Here is a 19,930-nt window from a genome sequence, read left to right as displayed (position 1 = left end):
TTGCAACAGATAAACCATCATGTATGGTGATATAAAATATCAACCATATATTGGTGTGAAATGGGCAGAAAAGACGAACGCCTTCATCCGGCTACACTCGCCCTGCATGCGGGCTGGCGCCGCGATCCCGCCACCCGCGCAGTGGCTGTTCCCATCTATCAGACGACATCTTATCAGTTCGATGATACAGCCCATGCCGCCGATCTGTTCGGATTGAGACAACTCGGCAACATCTACACACGCCTCGGCAATCCGACCAATGACGTACTGGAACAACGCATTGCTGCGTTGGAAGGCGGCGCGGCCGCGCTCGCTGTTGCCTCCGGTCAGGCGGCCTCGGCATACGCTATCCAGAACCTTGCCAGAGCAGGCGACAATATCGTCAGCTCAACGGATCTCTACGGGGGAACATGGAATCTGTTTGCCCATACCCTGCGCGATCAGGGTATCGAGGTACGCTTTGTCGACCCCACCGAGCCGACCGCTTTCGTCCGCGCCAGCGATGATCGCACCCGTGCCTGGTATGCGGAAAGCCTCCCCAACCCAAAGCTGGAGGTTTTCCCAATTGCTGAAGTGGCCGCACTGGGCCGCCCGCTGGGCATTCCCCTGATCATCGATAACACGGCAGCACCGCTGCTGATTCGCCCGCTGGAGCATGGAGCAGCCATCGTCGTCTATTCCGCCACCAAATATCTTGGCGGCCACGGCACCAGCATCGGCGGGCTGATCGTCGATGGCGGGCAATTTGACTGGGCCGCTTATCCGGAGCGCCAGCCTGCGCTTAACCAGCCTGATCCCAGCTATCACGGTGCAGTGTGGGTTGAGGCAACCAGGGCGCTTGGGCCGGTCGCCTACATCGTCAAAATCCGCACCACCCTGTTGCGGGATCTGGGGGCGGCGATCAGTCCCTTCAATGCGTTTCTGCTGCTGCAGGGTATTGAAACACTGCCTCTGCGGATCGATGCACATAGCCGCAATGCCTCCATTGTCGCAGACTGGCTGGCCAGCAGGAAGGAGGTGATTCGCGTTATCCACCCCAACCATCAGACAGGAGCCGCACGGGCACGGGCTGACAAATATCTGCATGGCGGCAAAGGCGGGCTGGTCGGCTTCGAACTGGCAGGCGGTACGGAAGCAGGCCAGCGCTTTATCGACCGGCTGAAGCTTTTCCTGCATGTCGCCAATATCGGCGATGCAAGGAGTCTGGCAATTCACCCGGCCACAACGACACATTCCCAACTGGATGAAACGGCTCTTGCCGCCACCGGCGTCTCCCCCGGTTATGTGCGCCTGTCGATCGGGCTGGAGCATATCGACGATATTCTCCGTGATCTCGATCAGGCTCTGGAACAGGGCTGAACTGGCCTTACAGACAATCCCCCCTGTCAAAAACCGTGTCCCGGAGACCACAGCGTCGATGTGACACGGTGATTGCAAAAAAATGCAGAATGTCTTCGATTATAGTTGCGAAATGCCTCTGCCTGACTGCTAGGCTGTGTCCAAGAAGTTCCATTATGCGGGACGATCCGGCGGTCCATCAGTTCAGGAGTTCGGCGGAGCAGCCCTGACGGGTGCGATTATTCTGCAAGAGCGGAAATCGCTTTTTCTCCTCCCCTTCCCCTGATGCAGGACAGGCCGAGTTCCCACATATGGGATGCTGAAGTACAGCCTGCGCCGTCCGGGACAGAGACATGTGCGATTGTTGCGGACGACGTATGGCGGTTCGGTATCGCTGTTTTCTGCATACCGTTCCCTCCCCGGGGATACGGCATCTCAGGCAGGCTGATACCGGACGGACTGCACAGCCCCGCGCGCGAGCGCCAGACTGTCACCCGAAACGTCACGGAGCCGCCCTTCATGAGCTTGCTGGACGATCTGTTTTCCAAATCCAGGCACACTTACGAAACCCGTCGTGAAGTCGACATGTCGCTGAGCGAGTATCTGTCGCTCTGCCGGGATCAGCCGGATACCTACGCCACCGCCGCCGAACGCATGGTGAAAGCAATCGGCGAACCGGAGGTGATCGATACCTCCCGGGATGCGCGGCTGGGACGCGTGTTCATGAACCGCACCATCAAAGTTTATCCCAACTTTGCCGAATTCTACGGCATGGAGGAAACGATCGAGCGGATCGTCAACTTCTTCCGCTATGCCGCTCAGGGTCTGGAGGAACGGAAACAGATACTCTACCTGCTCGGTCCGGTAGGCGGCGGCAAATCATCGCTTGCCGAAAGGCTGAAAGCCTTGATGGAGCAGGAGCCGATCTATGTTCTCAAGGCCGGGACAGCGATCAGCCCGGTTTTCGAAAGCCCCCTTGGCCTGTTCGATCCGGAGGCGATGGGACCGCTGCTGGAAGACAAATTCGGCATCCCCCGCCGCCGCCTGACCGGGCTGCTCAGCCCGTGGGCGCTCAAGCGGCTGGACGAGTTCGACGGCAATATCGACCGGTTCCGGGTGGCCAAACTCTACCCGTCCCGCCTGCGCCAGATCGGTGTTGCGAAAACCGAGCCGGGAGATGAAAATAATCAGGATATCTCCAGCATGGTCGGCAAGGTCGACATTCGCATGCTGGAGCATTTCAGCCAGAATGATCCCGATGCCTACAGCTTCTCCGGCGGGCTGAACCGCGCCACGCAGGGGATGCTGGAATTCGTGGAGATGTTCAAGGCACCGATCAAGATGCTGCATCCGCTGCTGACCGCCACGCAGGAGGGCAATTACGTCGGCACGGAAAATATCGGCGCGATCCCGTTCCAGGGTGTGATTCTGGCCCATTCCAATGAAAGCGAATGGCAGAGCTTTCGTAACAACAAGAACAATGAAGCTTTTATCGACCGCATCTGCGTCATCAAGGTTCCCTACTGCCTGCGCGTCACCGAAGAGGAAAAAATTTATGACAAGCTGATCCGCAACAGCGATCTGGCCAACTCCCCCTGCGCGCCCGGCACGCTGGAAATGCTGGCACGCTGCGCGGTACTGTCACGTCTGACGCCGCCGGCGTCCGGCAGCCTGTTTTCAAAACTGCGGGTCTATGACGGAGAAAGTCTCAAAGAAACTGATCCGCATGCCAAATCGGTGCAGGAATATCGCGATGCCGCCGGACTGGATGAGGGTATGGATGGGATTTCCACCCGCTTTGCCTTCAAGGTGCTGTCCGCGACTTTCAATTACGATACGCATGAGGTCGCTGCCGATCCAGTGCATCTGATGTATGTACTGGAACAGTCGATCCGACGGGAACAACTGGCACCGGACACCGAGAAACGCTATCTTGAATTCATCAAAGCGGAACTGGCCCCACGCTATGCCGAGTTCATCGGTCATGAGGTACAGAAAGCCTATCTGGAAAGCTACAACGATTACGGCCAGAACCTGTTCGACCGCTATGTCGATTACGCCGATGCCTGGATTGAGCATCAGGATTTCAAAGACCCTGATACCGGCCAGATGATGGATCGCGAACTGCTCAATCAGGAGCTGACCAAAATCGAGAAACCCGCCGGGATCGCCAACCCCAAGGATTTCCGTAATGAGGTGGTCAAATTCTCCCTGCGTGCCCGCGCCAATTATGGCGGCCGCAATCCATCCTGGACCAGCTATGAAAAAATCCGGGAGGTCATTGAAAGGCGGATGTTCAGCCAGGTGGAAGACCTGCTGCCCGTGATCTCTTTTGGCTCCAAGAAAGAAGCGGAGACTGAGAAGAAACATACCGAGTTCGTCCAGCGCATGATGAGCCGCGGCTATACAGAGCGGCAAGTCAGGCGTCTGGTGGAATGGTATATGCGCACGAAGCAGGCGGGCTGAAACGCGCGCCGATCGGAGGCGGAATTTGAATATTGTCGATCGCAGGCTGAACCCACGAGGCAAAAGCCTGGCCAACCGTCAGCGTTTTATCCGCAAGGCGCGGCGACAGATCATGGAGGCGGTGCGCGATGCCGCCGCCCGTCAGGGCATCCGGGAAACCGGTGTCGGGGAAGGTATCCGGATCAATACCGATGCCCTGAGGGAGCCGACCCTGCATCATGCCTCCGGCAGCGGGAACCGGAACCATGTGCTGCCCGGCAACAAGGAGTTCGTGGAAGGTGACCAGATCCGCCGTCAGGGCGGGGGAGGCCGTGGCAAAGGGCGGGAAGGTGCTCCCGACGGAGAGGGAGAGGACGCCTTCACCTTCGCCCTGTCACAGGATGAGTTTCTCGATCTTTTTCTGGAAGACCTGGAACTGCCTGATCTGCTGCGTCGCCAGTTGCGCTCGGCCGAGGAAGCTACCCCCCGCCGGGCGGGATATGCGATCAGCGGAGCGGCCACCAATGTCAATCTGGTCCGCACCATGCGCAACAGCCTCTCTCGCCGCATTGCGCTGGGCCGCCCCCGCCTTGAGGAAACCGAGGCAGAGGAACGCGAACTGGCGAGCCTGCTTGAAAACGGCAGCGATCCCGAACGTCAGGCGGAATTGCGACACAGGATAGAACAGGCGCGCTCCCGCGGGCGGCGCATTCCGTTCATCGATCCGATCGATATTCGCTACAACCGCTATCAGAGCGTGCCGCGCCCGGCCGCCAGCGCCGTCATGTTCTGCCTGATGGATGTCTCCGGCTCCATGACCGAGCATATGAAGGATCTGGCCAAGAGGTTCTACAAGCTGCTCTATCTTTTCCTCAGCCGTCGCTACAAACATGTCGATATCGTCTTTATCCGGCACACCCATGTCGCGAAGGAAGTTGATGAGGAGACTTTCTTCACCAGCACCGAATCAGGGGGCACCGTCGTTTCCACCGCGCTGGAAAAAATGCTGGCCATCATCAAGGATCGCTACGCAAGGGAGGACTGGAACATTTATGCCGCGCAGGCATCGGATGGTGACAATCTGCCTTCCGACAACAGCCATGCCTGCGCGCTGTTAACGCGGGAAATTCTGCCGCAATGCCAGTATTTCGCCTATCTTGAGGTTGGCGCTGAAAACATGCCTGGTGGCGACACGGAATTATGGCGCGCCTACAAAACCGTAGCCGAATCAGGCCGGCCACTGGCCATGCGCCATGTCAGTCATCGCGGGCAGATTTATCCGGTATTCCGGCAGCTCTTTACCCGTGACAAAGCCACACGCGACAGCATCAGCGAGGTGGAGGCATGAACGCTCCCGAACCCGGTATCGCTGCCGGCCGTGACTGGAGCTTCGATCAGCTTCAGCGCAGCTATGACAGGATCGAAAAGATCGCCTTGCATGAGCTTGGTCTGAACGTCTATCCGAACCAGATCGAGGTCATTACCTCTGAGCAGATGCTTGATGCCTACAGCTCCATCGGCCTGCCGCTGATGTATCGGCACTGGTCTTTCGGCAAGCGTTTTGCACGGGACGAAACATTATACCGCAGCGGCCAGCAGGGGCTGGCTTATGAGATCGTCATCAATTCCGATCCCTGCATTGTTTACATCATGGAGGAAAACTCCATGGCGATGCAGGCGCTGGTCATGGCGCATGCCGCGTTCGGACACAACCATTTCTTCAAAAACAATGCCCTGTTCCGGCAATGGACCGATGCAGGCGGCATTCTCGATTATATGGATTTTGCAAAAAGCTATATCAGCCGATGCGAAGAACGCTATGGCGAGGAAGAGGTGGAAAGACTGCTGGATGCAGCACATGCCCTGATGACCCAGGGGGTCAGCCGCTATCCCCGCCGTAATCTTCCGACCCTGCAGGATGAGGCCAGACGCGAAGCGGAGCGCCGTGCCGAGGCAGAGCGTACCTTCAACGATCTCTGGCGCACCCTGCCCAGCCGCTCCGGCGTGGCGTCAGGATTGAGCGAGCGTGCGGCAAGACAATCTCTTCTGGGACTACCAGAGGAAAACATTCTTTATTTTCTTGAGAAAAAAGCGCCCCTGCTGAAAGACTGGCAGCGTGAGATCCTGCGGATCGTGCGTCATGTCGCGCAATATTTCTATCCGCAGAAACAGACCCGTCTGATGAATGAAGGCTGCGCCACCTGGACCCACTACCACATCATGAACCGGCTGCATGAACAGGGTTTTTTACAGGAAGGGGCGTTTCTGGAATTCCTGCATTCCCATACCAGCGTCGTATTTCAGCCGGATTTCGATGATCGCCGCTATTCCGGTATCAACCCTTATGCGCTCGGCTTTGCGATGATGGAGGATATTGTCCGGATCTGTGAAAATCCTGATGAAGAGGATCGTGCTTGGTTTCCTGATATTGCCGGAAACAGGGCCGGTCTGGAAACTCTGAAGGATGCGTGGGAAAATTATCGGGATGAAAGTTTTATCCGGCAGTTCCTCAGCCCCCGCCTGATCCGTAAACTCAAGCTGTTTGCGCTGCATGATGACAGCCGATCCGACCTTCTGGTCCGCTCTATCCATAACGAGCGTGGATACCGCACTATTCGCAGTACGCTGGCTGATCAGTTCGACACGGTGCGGATGGAACCGGAACTGGAAATCGTGGATGTCGATCTCGTCGGTGACCGCCGCCTGATCCTGCAACATCGCGTACATAACGGCATCCTGCTGGAAAGCGGAGACACAACCCTCGTGCTGCAACGTCTGGCGGAATTGTGGGGCTACGAAGTGAAGCTGGAGGAAATAGACGCGGTCACCAATGCCGTATTGCAAACCCACGAGGCCGGAAGCCGCTGACATGTTCGGCAGGCAGTGATATTGCCCTGCGCCTGCTTTAGCCAGGATAATGCATGTTTTGCAGACCGGCAGGACAGGACAGCGCGTGAGCAGGGGCCATTTTGCGGATACGACCAACAGACGCAATTTCCTGCTGCTGATCCAGTTGCGTTGGCTGGCGATCATCGGGCAGATCGTGACCATTATCTTTGTCCATCACCTGATCGGCATTGCCTTGCCGGTGCGGGCCATGGAAATGGTGCTGCTTGGCCTGCTGCTGCTCAATATCGCCGATCTGGTGCGCTACCGGTCGCAGAAAGTCTTTACCAGCATCGAGCTTTTCTTTGCCCTGCTGCTGGATGTGACGGCTCTGACCGCACAGCTTTATCTCAGTGGCGGCACCGATAATCCGTTTATCTCCCTATACCTGCTTCAGGTCATTCTGGGCACCGTCCTGCTGGATGCATGGTTCGCCTGGGCACTGGTGGCCATCACCAGCCTCTGCTTCATCTTCCTGACCATACAGGCCATCCCGTTTCATCTGTCCGGCTCCGGGGATGTCCTGCCCTTCCGTCTGCGCAGTCAGGGCATGTATATCGGCTTTGTACTGGCTGCCTGTTTGCAGGTCTTTTTTGTCTCCCGTATTCAACGCAACCTGAAGCAGCGTGACGCCTATCTGGCGGAATTACGACAGCAGAATGCCGAGGAGGCCCATATCGTCCGCATGGGCCTGCTGGCCTCCGGTGCGGCGCATGAGCTGGGCACGCCGCTTTCCACCCTCTCCGTCATTCTGAATGACTGGCAGCATATGCCCCGCCTGCATGACGATGCAGAGCTTGGCGACGACATTATCGAGATGCAGGCTCAGGTAAAACGCTGCAAATCCATCGTCTCCGATATTCTGGTCTCCTCCGGCGATGCGCGTGGTGAGGGTACGCTACGCACCACGGCCTCAGCCTTTCTGACGGATACGATCGAGGAATGGCGGGAGGCATGCTCCCCCTCCCGCCTTGATGTGCGTATCAATATCGACCCGGACCCTGCTATCGTTTCCGACATCGCGCTGAAACAGGTGTTGTTCAACCTGCTCGATAACGCTCTGGAAGCCTCCCCGGGCTGGATCGGGGTGAGCGCCAGCAGACAGGATAACACCATCGCCATTATCGTGCAGGATGAAGGGCCGGGATTTACGAATGCGATCCTTGCCGATTTCGGCAAGCCCTATCGCAGCACAAAGGGAAGGCAAGGCAGCGGCGTGGGGTTGTTTCTGGTGGTCAATGTCATCCGCAAGCTGGGTGGCACCGTTCAGGCAAACAATCGGAAAGGCGGAGGAGCCTCCATTACCGTGAGACTTCCCCTGGCGGCCATGGCGATAGACAATGATGCCGACAGAGAGCACAGGCCATGAACATTGAACCGACCGATCCTGATCCCACCCTGCTGATCATTGAGGACGATGCGACCTTTGCCAAAACGCTTCGACGTTCTTTCGAACGGCGGGGCTACCGCGTCTTCCATTCAGAGACTCAGGATGGAATCGACCTTGCGCTGGAGGGCAATACGCCTTCTTACGCGGTAGTCGATCTGAAGCTGGGCAGCGGCTCCGGCCTTGAATGCGTCCGGATCCTGCATGATCGTGTCCCCGAGATGCGCATCGTCGTGCTGACCGGCTTCGCCAGCATCGCCACCGCCGTCGAGGCCATCAAGCTGGGGGCCTGCCACTACCTGCCCAAGCCAGCCAACACGGATGACATCATCGCCGCCTTCGAACGGGAAGAAGGCGGAGATTCCTCCGTTCCGGTCAGTGCCCGCCCCACCTCCATCAAGACGCTGGAATGGGAGCGTATTCACGAAACGCTGGCAGAGACCGACTTCAACATTTCCGAAACAGCCCGACGGCTGGGCATGCATCGCCGCACACTGGCGCGGAAGCTGGAAAAGCGGCGCGTCACCTGATCAGGCGGCTTATCTCAGATCCAGCCGCCTTTCCTCCATCGCATCCAGCAAAGCGCCTGCGGTCAGCGAAGGCAGACGGGACAGCAGCCCGCGGCGGAGGCGGGGACGGAACAGCTTCGGCTGCGCCCCCTTCCCGCCCAGTTGTTCCACCAGAGTTGTCAGATCGGTCAGGCCATCAATCAGGCCCAGCGTCACTGCCTGACGACCCAGCATATAGCCGCCATCGAAAATAGCGCTCTCATCACTGGTCAGACGGGTGCCCCGACGCTGCCTGACCCAGTCCTTGAACAAGGCATGGATATCCTCCATCAACCCGGCGATGAAGGCCACATCCTCCGGCTTTTCCGGCAGGAATGGATCACCCCGACGCTTGTTCTGCCCCGCCGTATACAGGCGGCGATCGATACCCAGCCGCTCGATCAGCCGGTTCAGCCCGAAGCCTCCGCCCACGACCCCGATCGAGCCGACAATGCTCATCGGGCTGGCCATGATCTCATCCGCCGCACAGGCCAGCCAGTACCCGCCCGAGGCTCCAACCTCCTGAATGACGGCATAGACCCGGAAGGATTTCTCCTCCGCTTCCCGCCGGATCAGGGAAGCGATCTGATCGGACTGCACCGGGGAGCCACCGGGACTGTCAATGGAAAGAATCAGCGCACCACGCTTCTCAGCCAGTGCTGCCGCCTTGCGGATAGCGGGTTCGACCGTCTCGAAAGACAGCGGTCCGCGCCGGGACAGAATACCTTTCAGCTCCAGCACCGGAATGGCTTTTCCACGTAAAGATTTCAGGCGCCTGAACACGGTTTTCAGACACATCGTCATACACCCGTTTCTTCAGGGGTGTGGTGGAACATGTCGATCAGCAAGGCCACCATCCCGGTCCATCCCGTTTGATGCGAGGCTCCCAACCCGCGTCCGCTATCGCCATGGAAATATTCATGGAACAGCATCCTCCCTTTCATCCCGGGATCATCATGCAGCAGGGCGCTGTCCCCCAAAGCCGGAATCCGACCGTTTTCCCCCGGCAGGAACAACGTCATCAGACGGTGCGACACCTCATCAGCCAGATCTTTCAACGACGCTGTGCTGTCACTGCCAGGAGGATACTGCACCCGGAAATCATCGCTATAATAACGGTGAAACTCGCGCAGCGCCTCGATCAGCAGCACATTGACCGGCATCCAGACCGGACCACGCCAGTTGGAATTGCCTCCGAACAGGCCGGTATCACTTTCTCCCGGTGTATAGTGCAGCGAAACGCTATGATCACCGTAGGAAAAAACATAAGGCTGATCGCGATGATAACGTGACAGGCCACGAATCCCGTGCGGTGACAGGAACTCCTCCTCGTCCAGCATCCGCGCCAGCAGCTTCTTGATCCGGTGCCCGCGCAACAGCGACAACAGGGCCGAACGCCCACCGCCCGGCTCCTCCCAACGTGACACCAGCTTTGCCAGATCAGGCCGGTTTTGCAGAAGCCAATGTGTTCTGGCCCGAAAGTCCGGAAGGCGTTCTACGGTTCCCGATTCCCATGTCGCCACCGCCAGCAGCGGAATCAGCCCGACCAGAGAGCGGATGCGCAGCGGTATCCGCTGCCCGTCAGGCAGCACCAGCACGTCGTAGAAGAACTGGTCCTGCTCATCCCACAAACCGTTTTCCTGTGAGGCAGCCCGGGCGATCAACAGGAAATGTTCGAAATATTTCCCCGCCAGATCTTCATAAACCGGATCTTCAGCCGCCAGTTCCATGGCAATCCGCATCAGGTTCAGCGCATAGGAGGCCATCCACGCCGTTCCGTCAGACTGACTCATATGTCCGCCGGTCGGCAGCGGTTTGGAGCGGTCAAAAATACCGATATTGTCCAGCCCCAGAAAGCCACCCTGAAAGATATTGCGCCCTTCGGCGTCCTTGCGATTGACCCACCAGGTGAAGTTCATCGTCAGGCGCAGAAACATACGCTCCAGAAACTGGCGGTCTCCGCGCCCGCAACGCTCCTGCTCCATCCTGTATACACGCCATGTTGCCCAGGCATGTAAGGGCGGGTTCGCATCGCTGAACTCCCACTCATACGCCGGCATCATGGCATTTGGATGGCTGAACCAGTCCTGCACCAGCAGCAGAAGCTGCTTCTTGGCAAAATCAGGATCGATCAGCGCGAAAGTCACGCAATGACAGGCCAAATCCCATGATGCAAACCACGGATATTCCCATTTATCCGGCATGGAGATCACATCGCAGGCATTGAAATGCTGCCAGTCCGCATTCCTTCCCTGCATTCTGGAGGGAGGTGGACTGATCTGCCCCGGGTCTCCATTCAGCCAGGCATGGACATCATAATAATAAAGCTGCTTGGTCCACAGCATCCCGGCGAATGCCTGACGCTGGATGCGTTTCAGGTTTGGATCAGAAATATTCTTTTGTACGGCTGCATAAAATTCATCACATTCATCCTGACGGCGGGTCATGACCGCATCATAATCGGCAAAAGGATCAGCCACCTGCGTATGAACTGAAAAACGCAGACGGATCGAGCATTGCTCACCGGGAGCCAGCCGGCGCTTCACCCAGGCAGCGCAACGCGTTCCGGTTTGTGCTGGATTAACGGCGGACGCATTCCCTGCGACCACCGCCTGATTAATGGCATTCTTGCAGTAAGGGCGCGTGGGCTGCCCGAATAAAGCAGGGTCCGTCTCGTTCTCGCAGAACAGCAGAGTCGCATCTTCGGCATCCACGTCCCAGCGCATGGTCGGCATATAAGGATGTTCAGCGGAAACGCTGCGGGGACCGATGACCGTCAGGGACGGTTTCTCCGCATCCGGTTTCCAGCTCCATATGTTGCGTGCCCACAGCATTGGCAGGATATGGATATCCTCTGCATCCGGGCCACGATTGAGCACAGTGATCCGGCAGAGAATATCGTCCGCATCTCCTTTGGCATACACAACGTCAATGTCAAAGTAACGGCTCTCTGCAAAGATGCCGGTATCTTCAATCTCATACTCGGTATCATTCAGGCCACGTGCCGCATTGACCCGACGCAGCGCCTCATATGGGAAAGCTGCATGCGGGTATTTGTATTCCATCCGCATGAAGGCATGGCTCGGCAGGCCGTCAGTGTGGAAATAGATTTCCTTCACATCCTCGCCGTGATTGCCTTCAGCATTATTCAGGCCAAACAGGCGTTCTTTCAAAAACGGGTCACGCCCGTTCCACAATCCAAGCCCGAGGCACCAGTACAGCCGATCATCGCCAAACCCTGCCAGCCCATCCTCGCCCCACCGATAGGCCCGCGCACCGGCATGGTCGAACGGGAAATAATCCCAGGCATCCCCATTCGCGTTGTAATCCTCCCGCACCGTACCCCATTGCCTGTCACTGAGATAGGGCCCCCAGCGCCGCCATGCCTGAGGTGCAGACAGCCGTCGTCCTTCAGCAGTCTGGTCAGTAGCCTGCATGAAATGCTCCTATACGGGTCAGAATTGATCCGGGGCCTCAGCCTGCGTAGCGGGCGATCGCCAGATCGGCATGGTCGATATTGGGGCGCTTACCGCTGATCATATCCGCCAGCAACCGGCCGGAGCCGCAGGACATGGTCCAGCCCAACGTGCCATGGCCCGTGTTGAGATGCAGGTTACGATAGCGCGTCGGACCGATGATAGGCGTGCCATCCGGCGTCATTGGCCGCAGGCCGGACCAGAATGTCGCCGCTGGCAAATCGCCGGAATCCGGAAACAGCTCCTTTACGGATCCCTCCAGCGTCATACGCCTTTCCTGACGCAAACGTGTATCATACCCGGCCAGCTCCGCCGTGCCGCCAACGCGGATGCGGTTGCCGAGACGGGTGATCCCGACCTTGTAAGTCTCATCCATCACCGTCGAGACGGGTGCGCGAGTCTCATCGGTAACGGGGATGGTCAACGAATAGCCCTTGACCGGGTAAATCGGTGCGGCAATCCCGATCTGCTTCAGCAGCAGTGGTGAATAACTGCCCAGCGCACAGACATAGGCATCCGCTGTCAGATCGCCCCGTGAGGAACGGATGGCAGTAATCCGGTCGCCTTCCGTGTCAAATCCTTTGATCTGGGTTCCAAACAGGAAGGAAACACCGCGCTCCATGCAGATGCGGGTCAGTTCCCGCGTGAACAGATGCGCATCTCCGGTTTCATCTCCGGGCAGGCGCAAGCCACCCACCAGCGGCACCTGCGACCATTGCAGCCCAGGTTCTGCAGCGATGCATCCGGCGCGATCAAGAATTTCATAAGCCACGCCATAGGATTTCAGGACTGCGATATCATCGGCCGTGTGGTCCATCTGTTTCTGGGTACGGAAAAGCTGTAACGTGCCGCGCTCACGATGGTCATAGGCAATACCGGTTTCATCGCGGAGGTCACGCAACTGGTCACGGCTGTATTCGGCCAGCCTGACCATACGGGCCTTGTTACGGGCATAGGCAGCCGCCGTGCAGTTGCCCAGCATCTGCGCCATCCAGCGCCACTGTGCCCAGTCCAACTGGGGCCGAAGCACAAACGGGCTACGCGGCTGCACCAGCCAGCGCAGCACTTTCAGGGGGATGCCAGGCGCAGCCCATGGCGCAGAATAACCGGGCGACACCTGCCCTGCATTGGCAAAGCTGGTTTCCATGCCCGGACCGTCCTGACGGTCGGCCACCACCACCTCATGCCCTTCCCGGGATAGATAATAGGCTGTGGCAACGCCGACGACTCCGCTGCCAAGAATCAGAACTCTCACGATGCCTGCATCCCCGGTTCATGCGCTCAGGGCTCTATTTACATCCCACCGCCAATCCCCGCCAGAGATGAGCAGAAAGATCCCTTATTCCTGCAGAGCTGGCGGTGGTCTGGTCCCGATCTCACACAGGGAAGGCAGAGCCAGCCCGGTCCATTGCCCGACAATCCAGCCATGCGGTGCGGTTTGACGGATCAGCGCATCCGCTGGCGGCCGCGTGTTCAGTCGGGTCAGATAATACTGCATCCCCTTGTCATAGCTGAAATGGCTGACACTGAGCCACGCCAGATCCCCGATCGCGAAGCCCAGCGCCTGCGCCGCTTCAGCGTTTTTCGCCAGCAAAGGCTCAATATCGAACCATTCGGCCAGATGCGCCTCAGGCCCATATTCGGTGGGACAGGCCGCCTCTGCCTGAAGATCAGGGTAACAATAGCTGGTCAGACGATAGACCGGCCTGGGTGCCTCCGGATCGGTCAGCGTTCCGGAAGGCTGCATCAGGGCACGGGTGAATTCCCGTCTATGCCCGCCATCAAGCGCACGGGCAACGCATGTGGCGGCAGGCTGTGCGTGCACAGGCGGATGTGACAAGGGCTTATGAGCATAGCCCGCCTGAATCATGATGCCACCCATACCCATCAGTGCCCCCAACACGATCAGGGCCTTCCGTCGAAGCATCATCCTGCTGAACCACATATATCTGTCCATATTTCGTCGCAAGAAGGTGAGTCAGAGCTTTCCTGACCGTCCCGTCCAGCATCCGCAGCCAGAAATAAGTCCCGCGCAATCCAGCGAAAAATGCCGATGCGCATTGGACAGGGCCCCAAATCGCTGGATAGACCTGGCTGATCGAACAAACCGATGATGATTCCGAGAATAATTCATTGGACCTTTCATAAGAGCAGCTTATGTAGAGAGCACGCCTGAATAATCAGGCGGATGACTTTATCAATCCATGGAGGACGTCATGGCCTGGAATACCCCGAAGGTTGTCGAAGTTGCCCTGGGCGCAGAGATCAACGCTTACGCCTGCGCCGAAACGAAGTAATTCGATTATCAGCCGTCACCGGAGAGCGTCTTGAAAGCTTTATCCGGTTCATGGCGACACTGATAACCGGGCAGATAAATTCTGCGACGACAAAAATTGACACTGGCCGCGGCACTCCGCGGCCTTTTCTTTTTTATACGTTCTTTCGAACCTTCAATTCACCTATCACGGAACAAACCGCGCCGGTCAGATGGGCCAGATCATCCTTCTCCATGACAAGAGCCGGGGTGAGATAGATAATATTGCGGAACGGGCGAACCCATACGCCTCTCTCCAGCAACCGGGCCTTGATGTCAGCCAGAGGCGGCATTGGATCGAGTTCAACCACGCCGATCGCACCCATCACACGCACATCGCGCACCAGCCTGCTGTCACGGCATGGGGATAGCCCTGCTTCCAGCTGGGCCGATATGGCTGCGACCTGCGCCAGCCTGTCCTCCTGCGCGAACAGATCGAGCGAGGCGAGAGCGGCAGCACACCCCAGCGCGTGACCCATATAGGTCGGGCCGTGCATCAGCGCATGCTCCGGTCGATCACTCCAGAAAGCCGCCGTCACCTTTCCATTCGCCAACGTGGCCGCCAGAGGAGAGACCCCGCCCGTCAATGCCTTCGACAGCACGACAATATCAGCGGCAATCCCGGCCTGTTCGCAGGCAAACATGCTCCCCGTACGCCCGAACCCGGTAAATACCTCGTCCAGAATCAGGAAAATCCCCGCCTGATCCGCTGCCACCCGCAGACGCCGCAGCACATCCGGCGCATGAAACCGCATCCCCCCAGCGCCCTGCACCAGCGGTTCTACCAGAATGGCGGCCAGCTCATCTCCATGCCGCTTGAGTATGTCGGTCAACATTGCCTGCGATGCGTCGTCACAGGGCAGATCAGCGATCACATGCTGCGGCAGCACGCCCTGAAACAGGCTGTGCATCCCTTCTTCCGGGTCGCACACCGCCATGGTGGCAAAGGTGTCACCGTGATACCCGCCGCGAAAAGCAAGGATTTTACTACGCCGCCGCTCCCCGCGATTCAGCCAGTGCTGGATCGCCATTTTCATCGCGACCTCGACCGCGACACTGCCGCTATCGGAGAAAAACACCCGCTCCATCGCCCCCGGCACAATGGCACAGAGACGGCTGGCCAGCTTCTCGGCAGGTTCATGCACCAGACCGCCAAGCATCACATGCGGCATCCGGGCGAGTTGCTCCCGCATTGCCTCCATGATCGCAGGGTGATTATAGCCGTGGCAGGCGGTCCACCAGCTGGCGATTCCGTCCACCAGTTCGCGCCCGTCCTCCAGCACGATACGGGTGCCATAAGTCCGCACCGCCCGCAGCGGCGCAACCGCCGTCTGCATCTGCGTATATGGCAGCCAGAGACAGGAACCGTCTTTCTGATCCGATGGCGACATCACCCCTGACGCTAACCGGTCAGACCAGCCGCATACCCAGACGGGACAACAGCGCCCGATCGCGCTCCGCCGCAGGATTGCCGGTCGTCAACAGCTTCTCGCCATAGAAAATCGAGTTGGCCCCGGCGAGGAAACACAGCGCCTGCGCCTCATCAGTCATGGCCTCGCGCCCCGCCGACAGCCGGACCCTTGCATGGGGCATGGTGATGCGGGCAACCGCGATCATGCGCACAAAATCAATCGTATCGACCGGCTCCTGCCCTTTCAGCGGGGTGCCTTCGACCTGCACCAGCGCATTGATCGGCACACTCTCCGGATGACGCGGCAGGTTGGCGAGCGCCACGATCAGGCCCGCACGGTCATCCAGCCCCTCGCCCAGCCCCAGAATACCGCCACAGCAGACATTAATCCCTGCATCCCGGACATGAGCCAGCGTTTCCAGCCGGTCCTCGTAGGTACGGGTTGAAATGACCGAGCCATAATACTCGGGGGACGTATCGAGGTTGTGGTTATAGTAATCCAGCCCGGCCTGTTTCAGCCGCAGGGCCTGCTGATCCGTCAGCATGCCAAGCGTGACGCAGCTTTCCATGCCCAGCGCCTTCACGCCCTCGATCATCTCGCAGACCGTATCCATGTCGCGCTCCTTGGGGGAGCGCCAGGCGGCCCCCATGCAGAAGCGGCTGGCTCCGGCAGCCTTCGCCGCACGAGCCTCCTCCAGTACGGCATCCACCCGCATCAGACGACTGGCCTCAACCCCGGTATCATACTGGGCTGCCTGCGGGCAGTAGGCACAATCCTCCGGACAGCCGCCGGTCTTGATCGAGAGCAGTGTCGAGATCTGCACCTCACGCGGATCAAAACAGGCACGGTGGATCGCGGCGGCACGGAACAGCAGCTCCGGAAATGGCAGATCGAGCAGGGACCGCACTTCTTCCCTGCTCCAGTCGTGACGGATAACCACGGCTTCAGCCCCCGCCTCCTGCGTCGTGGACAGGGCGGATTCAGCCAGACTCTGGCAGGGGAGATTCGTATCGGGCATCACTTCCATTCCGGAACAGGCGGTTATAACCGTTCATCAGCCGGAGCAGACTAAAGCAGTTCCGAAGCGGATGAAATGTTTCTGTCACGCATTCCTCCGCCCACCCGCCCCTCTGCGGAGAAAGGAAGTCGACGCACCATGCAGGGTAACCCGATGCAGACTCTGGACGATTTCGCTGCCCGCAGGCTCTCCGCGCTGGAGAAACGCCAGTTGAGCCGCGTGCTGCATGAAACCGGCAGAGACAGCAGCCCGTGGGTCATGCGGGGGGGACGACGGATGCTGAGCCTGTCCTGCAACGATTATCTCAATCTTTCCACCCACCCCGCCACCATTCGCGCCGCCATCGACGCCACCGCACAGTTCGGGGTCGGTGCGGGCGGATCGCGGCTGGTGACCGGCAATCACCCGCTCTACACTGCGCTGGAAGCCAGATTAGCGGCCCTGAAAGGTACCGAGGCCGCCATCGTGTTCGGTTCCGGCTTTCTGGCGAATATCGGCATTATCCCGGCCCTGATTGCTCCCAATGACCTTATTCTGGTGGACGAGCTGGCTCATGCCTGCATCCATGCCGGCGCTGCTCTGACGCATGCAAGGACGATACGGTTTCCGCATAACGACATGCAGGCACTGACCGGGCTGCTGGAGCAGGAACGCCCGCAGCATGATCACGTGCTGATCATCACTGACGGCGTATTCTCCATGGACGGCGATCTTGCCCCGATGGCGGTACTGGCTGAACTCTCGGCACGATACAATGCATGGCTGATGACCGACGACGCCCATGGAATCGGTGTGTTGAACAAGGGGCATGGCTCCGCATACGGCCATGACGTTCCCTTGCAGATGGGCACGCTCTCCAAGGCGGTGGGGGCCTATGGCGGCTATCTCTGCGCATCCGCGCCGGTGGTGGCGCTGATCCGCAATCGGGCGCGCAGCTTTATCTATACCACAGGGCTTCCCCCCGGCACGCTGGCCGCGGCGCTGACGGCGCTGGATCTGATCGCCGCCGATCCAGCCCTGACCGCGCAACCATTGGAAAAAGCACGGCTGTTCACCCGTCTGGCGGGGCTGCCGGACGCACAAAGCCCCATCGTACCGATCCTGCTTGGCTCTGCTGAGGCGGCCCTGTCGGCCTCGGCGATGCTGGCGGAACATGGTTATCTGGCTGCCGCAATCCGTCCCCCCACCGTCCCGGCTGGAACAGCCCGGCTGCGGCTGACTTTCACCGCCCTGACCCCTGACAGCGACATCATCTGCCTGGCAGAACTCATCAGGCCCTTACTGTCTGGTACGCCAGTGTGACCATCGGAAAATAGGGACTTGACGCCATATATATGAATATATATTCATATGTTTAAGAAAGCGTTTTAGAGGTTCATCATGACTGAAGCGATGATCACGGCCGTCTCTCCTCCCCATGCCCATCATGATCACGGTCATGCGGGCCATGATCATGGCGCGTTGGGCCATTCCCATGGTGCGGGGGTCAAGGACGAACGAAGACTGGCGCTCGCATTCGTGATTTTGGCGGTTTTTCTCGGTGCTGAAATCGTCGGCGGCCTGTTGTCCGGATCGCTGGCCCTGCTGGCCGATGCGGGCCATATGGTGTCCGATGTACTGTCCCTGTTGATGGGATGGGCAGCCTTACGCATCGGCAGGCGTCCGTCCAGCACACGCCACAGCTACGGCTTCCGCCGATTGGAGGTGCTGGCAGCCTTCGTCAATGGCTCCTCCCTGCTGATTGTCTCCATATGGATCGCGATCGAGGCAGTGCGTCGCCTGCTGAATCCCCAACCGATTGGCAGCGGGCTGATGCTGACCGTTGCCGTGGTCGGGCTGGTGGCCAACGCCATCTCCCTGCTCATCCTGAATGGAGGACGGGATTCCAGCCTTAATATGCGCGGCGTATGGCTGCATGTGCTGAGCGACCTGTTCGGCTTTGCCGCTGCCATCCTGGCGGCCCTGATCATCATGACGACCGGCTGGGTGATCGCCGATCCGCTGCTGTCACTGATCTTTGCCGCCCTGATTCTGCGCGGCGCCGTGAGTGTGGTCAAAGGATCAGCCCATGTGCTGCTGCAGGGTACTCCGGCTGATATTGATCTGGATGCCATTGCCCGCGATCTGGTTCACACCATCCCCGGTGTGCAGCGCATTCACCACCTGCACGCATGGTCCCTGACCGGGAATGACCGGCTGATCACCCTGCATGCCGTGACCGGAGCCAGCGAGGAGACGAGCGAGGACCGGGATCGTATTCTCGATGCCATCCAGCGCCGGTTAAGCGACCGGTTCGGCATCTCGCATGCAACAGTGCAGATGGAAACCGGCTTACACTCCGACGACCATCCATGCGGTCTCTCTCCTCTCCCGGACCAGGCCCATCATACGGACCATGATCATCATGATCACGACCATGACTGACCGTGCCACATGCCCGGTTTTCATCACGGCCACCGGCACGGATATTGGCAAAAGCTATGTCACGGCCGGTTTGGTCAGAGCCTTCATCCGGGCCGGACAGCAGGTGCAGGCTCTGAAGCCGGTACTCAGCGGCACGGCCCATCCCCCCACCGATGCCGATCTGCTGATGGAGGCTCTGCGGGAAAGACCGGATGCAGATGACCCCGACCTTGATGAGATTGCGCCGTGGCGATTTGCCGCCCCTCTCTCCCCTGATATGGCGGCAGAGCAGGAAGGGCGGCGCATCCCCTTTGATGCCCTGATCCGTCACTGCGCGAAACCACGCACCGGACAGGTGTTGATCGAAGGTGTTGGTGGCGTGATGGTGCCGCTGGACCAGTCTCACACCGTGCTGGACTGGATCGCGGCATTACAGCCGCGCATTCTGCTGGTGGCCGGAACCTATCTGGGCACGATCAGCCATACGCTGACCGCTCTCTCTGCCCTTCAGGCGCGGGGGCTGAGCGCCGACTGGCTGGTATTGAACGAAAGTCCGTCCCAGCCCGTTGCCGCCCAGAAAACCGCCTCCACCCTGACGCGATTTGGTGCGCCCTTACCGTTCATTCTGCCCCGCCAGGCCGAAGAGGCGACCTTTGACCAGCTTTTCAGGCTCATCACGGCTGAACATAGACCCTGATCAGAC

At 59.0% G+C, this 19,930-nt stretch carries 16 protein-coding genes; 10 read left to right on the top strand and 6 right to left on the bottom strand.

Annotation, left to right across the window (positions count from 1 at the left end):
• The first annotated feature begins 60 nt into the window (after nucleotides 1-60).
• The 6 genes from GbCGDNIH8_RS02635 (at nucleotide 61) to GbCGDNIH8_RS02610 (ending at nucleotide 8,586) form a co-directional block, all read left to right on the top strand.
• Entirely contained in the window at nucleotides 61-1,359 is a 1,299-nt protein-coding gene (locus tag GbCGDNIH8_RS02635; protein ID WP_072571997.1) for an O-acetylhomoserine aminocarboxypropyltransferase/cysteine synthase family protein, read from the top strand.
• A 498-nt stretch (nucleotides 1,360-1,857) separates the two neighbouring features.
• Entirely contained in the window at nucleotides 1,858-3,804 is a 1,947-nt protein-coding gene (locus GbCGDNIH8_RS02630; protein ID WP_072573564.1) for a PrkA family serine protein kinase, read from the top strand.
• 25 nt (nucleotides 3,805-3,829) lie between these two features.
• On the top strand, nucleotides 3,830-5,131 hold the full coding sequence (locus GbCGDNIH8_RS02625; protein ID WP_072571996.1) for a YeaH/YhbH family protein: 1,302 nt from the start codon (nucleotides 3,830-3,832) through the stop codon (nucleotides 5,129-5,131).
• Nucleotides 5,128-6,651, top strand: a complete 1,524-nt coding sequence (locus tag GbCGDNIH8_RS02620; RefSeq protein ID WP_072571995.1) for a SpoVR family protein — start codon at nucleotides 5,128-5,130, stop codon at nucleotides 6,649-6,651. Before GbCGDNIH8_RS02625 ends, GbCGDNIH8_RS02620 begins: the two co-directional genes overlap by 4 nt.
• A gap of 85 nt (nucleotides 6,652-6,736) precedes the next feature.
• On the top strand, nucleotides 6,737-8,038 hold the full coding sequence (locus GbCGDNIH8_RS02615) for an ATP-binding protein (RefSeq protein WP_367593391.1): 1,302 nt from the start codon (nucleotides 6,737-6,739) through the stop codon (nucleotides 8,036-8,038).
• On the top strand, nucleotides 8,035-8,586 hold the full coding sequence (locus GbCGDNIH8_RS02610) for a response regulator transcription factor (RefSeq protein WP_072571993.1): 552 nt from the start codon (nucleotides 8,035-8,037) through the stop codon (nucleotides 8,584-8,586). The genes GbCGDNIH8_RS02615 and GbCGDNIH8_RS02610 overlap by 4 nt, the downstream gene beginning before the upstream one ends.
• Before the next feature lie 9 nt (nucleotides 8,587-8,595).
• Here GbCGDNIH8_RS02610 and GbCGDNIH8_RS02605 read toward each other — a convergent pair whose 3' ends face one another.
• The 4 genes from GbCGDNIH8_RS02605 to GbCGDNIH8_RS02590 form a co-directional block, all read right to left on the bottom strand.
• The gene (locus tag GbCGDNIH8_RS02605; RefSeq protein WP_081368803.1) at nucleotides 8,596-9,408 is read right to left on the bottom strand and encodes a S49 family peptidase; all 813 of its coding nucleotides are present in this window, start codon (nucleotides 9,406-9,408) and stop codon (nucleotides 8,596-8,598) included.
• On the bottom strand, nucleotides 9,405-12,041 hold the full coding sequence (locus tag GbCGDNIH8_RS02600; protein ID WP_072571992.1) for an MGH1-like glycoside hydrolase domain-containing protein: 2,637 nt from the start codon (nucleotides 12,039-12,041) through the stop codon (nucleotides 9,405-9,407). Before GbCGDNIH8_RS02600 ends, GbCGDNIH8_RS02605 begins: the two co-directional genes overlap by 4 nt.
• A gap of 37 nt (nucleotides 12,042-12,078) precedes the next feature.
• Nucleotides 12,079-13,335, bottom strand: a complete 1,257-nt coding sequence (locus GbCGDNIH8_RS02595) for a D-amino acid dehydrogenase (RefSeq protein ID WP_072571991.1) — start codon at nucleotides 13,333-13,335, stop codon at nucleotides 12,079-12,081.
• An 84-nt stretch (nucleotides 13,336-13,419) separates the two neighbouring features.
• Nucleotides 13,420-14,010 (bottom strand): hypothetical protein, encoded by a 591-nt coding sequence (locus GbCGDNIH8_RS02590; RefSeq protein WP_157692527.1) that lies wholly within the window; start codon nucleotides 14,008-14,010, stop codon nucleotides 13,420-13,422.
• Nucleotides 14,011-14,284: 274 nt separating this feature from the next.
• Between GbCGDNIH8_RS02590 and pqqA the strand changes: the two genes are divergently transcribed.
• Nucleotides 14,285-14,377, top strand: coding sequence for a pyrroloquinoline quinone precursor peptide PqqA (gene pqqA, locus GbCGDNIH8_RS13280; RefSeq protein ID WP_072571989.1), 93 nt, complete (start codon nucleotides 14,285-14,287; stop codon nucleotides 14,375-14,377).
• A 133-nt stretch (nucleotides 14,378-14,510) separates the two neighbouring features.
• On the opposite strand, the gene GbCGDNIH8_RS02580 is transcribed toward pqqA, so the two are convergent.
• Both GbCGDNIH8_RS02580 and bioB read right to left on the bottom strand, forming a co-directional pair.
• Nucleotides 14,511-15,785, bottom strand: coding sequence for an adenosylmethionine--8-amino-7-oxononanoate transaminase (locus GbCGDNIH8_RS02580; RefSeq protein ID WP_072571988.1), 1,275 nt, complete (start codon nucleotides 15,783-15,785; stop codon nucleotides 14,511-14,513).
• Nucleotides 15,786-15,804: 19 nt separating this feature from the next.
• Entirely contained in the window at nucleotides 15,805-16,824 is a 1,020-nt protein-coding gene (gene bioB, locus GbCGDNIH8_RS02575; protein ID WP_072573562.1) for a biotin synthase BioB, read from the bottom strand.
• Nucleotides 16,825-16,977: 153 nt separating this feature from the next.
• Between bioB and GbCGDNIH8_RS02570 the strand changes: the two genes are divergently transcribed.
• From GbCGDNIH8_RS02570 to bioD, 3 genes are all read left to right on the top strand, one after another.
• Nucleotides 16,978-18,126: an aminotransferase class I/II-fold pyridoxal phosphate-dependent enzyme gene (locus GbCGDNIH8_RS02570; protein ID WP_072573561.1), complete on the top strand. Its 1,149-nt coding sequence runs from the start codon at nucleotides 16,978-16,980 to the stop codon at nucleotides 18,124-18,126.
• A gap of 78 nt (nucleotides 18,127-18,204) precedes the next feature.
• On the top strand, nucleotides 18,205-19,248 hold the full coding sequence (locus GbCGDNIH8_RS02565; protein WP_072571987.1) for a cation diffusion facilitator family transporter: 1,044 nt from the start codon (nucleotides 18,205-18,207) through the stop codon (nucleotides 19,246-19,248).
• Nucleotides 19,241-19,924, top strand: a complete 684-nt coding sequence (bioD, locus tag GbCGDNIH8_RS02560) for a dethiobiotin synthase (RefSeq protein ID WP_072573560.1) — start codon at nucleotides 19,241-19,243, stop codon at nucleotides 19,922-19,924. Before GbCGDNIH8_RS02565 ends, bioD begins: the two co-directional genes overlap by 8 nt.
• Nucleotides 19,925-19,930 lie beyond the last annotated feature (6 nt).

Source organism: Granulibacter bethesdensis (assembly GCF_001889545.1).
Taxonomy (GTDB): Bacteria; Pseudomonadota; Alphaproteobacteria; order Acetobacterales; family Acetobacteraceae; genus Granulibacter; species Granulibacter bethesdensis_B.
The sequence above is the reverse complement of the archived record's forward strand: the minus strand, read 5'-3'. Positions and strand labels throughout refer to the sequence as shown.

Coding starts and splice junctions, on each gene's coding strand:
- GbCGDNIH8_RS02635 (WP_072571997.1), top strand. CDS start 61: ATGGGCAGAAAAGACGAACGCCTTCATCCGGCTACACTCGCCCTGCAT.
- GbCGDNIH8_RS02630 (WP_072573564.1), top strand. CDS start 1,858: ATGAGCTTGCTGGACGATCTGTTTTCCAAATCCAGGCACACTTACGAA.
- GbCGDNIH8_RS02620 (WP_072571995.1), top strand. CDS start 5,128: ATGAACGCTCCCGAACCCGGTATCGCTGCCGGCCGTGACTGGAGCTTC.
- GbCGDNIH8_RS02610 (WP_072571993.1), top strand. CDS start 8,035: ATGAACATTGAACCGACCGATCCTGATCCCACCCTGCTGATCATTGAG.
- GbCGDNIH8_RS02605 (WP_081368803.1), bottom strand. CDS start 9,408: ATGACGATGTGTCTGAAAACCGTGTTCAGGCGCCTGAAATCTTTACGT.
- GbCGDNIH8_RS02600 (WP_072571992.1), bottom strand. CDS start 12,041: ATGCAGGCTACTGACCAGACTGCTGAAGGACGACGGCTGTCTGCACCT.
- GbCGDNIH8_RS02590 (WP_157692527.1), bottom strand. CDS start 14,010: ATGATGCTTCGACGGAAGGCCCTGATCGTGTTGGGGGCACTGATGGGT.
- pqqA (WP_072571989.1), top strand. CDS start 14,285: ATGGAGGACGTCATGGCCTGGAATACCCCGAAGGTTGTCGAAGTTGCC.
- GbCGDNIH8_RS02580 (WP_072571988.1), bottom strand. CDS start 15,785: ATGTCGCCATCGGATCAGAAAGACGGTTCCTGTCTCTGGCTGCCATAT.
- bioB (WP_072573562.1), bottom strand. CDS start 16,824: ATGCCCGATACGAATCTCCCCTGCCAGAGTCTGGCTGAATCCGCCCTG.
- GbCGDNIH8_RS02570 (WP_072573561.1), top strand. CDS start 16,978: ATGCAGACTCTGGACGATTTCGCTGCCCGCAGGCTCTCCGCGCTGGAG.
- GbCGDNIH8_RS02565 (WP_072571987.1), top strand. CDS start 18,205: ATGACTGAAGCGATGATCACGGCCGTCTCTCCTCCCCATGCCCATCAT.
- bioD (WP_072573560.1), top strand. CDS start 19,241: ATGACTGACCGTGCCACATGCCCGGTTTTCATCACGGCCACCGGCACG.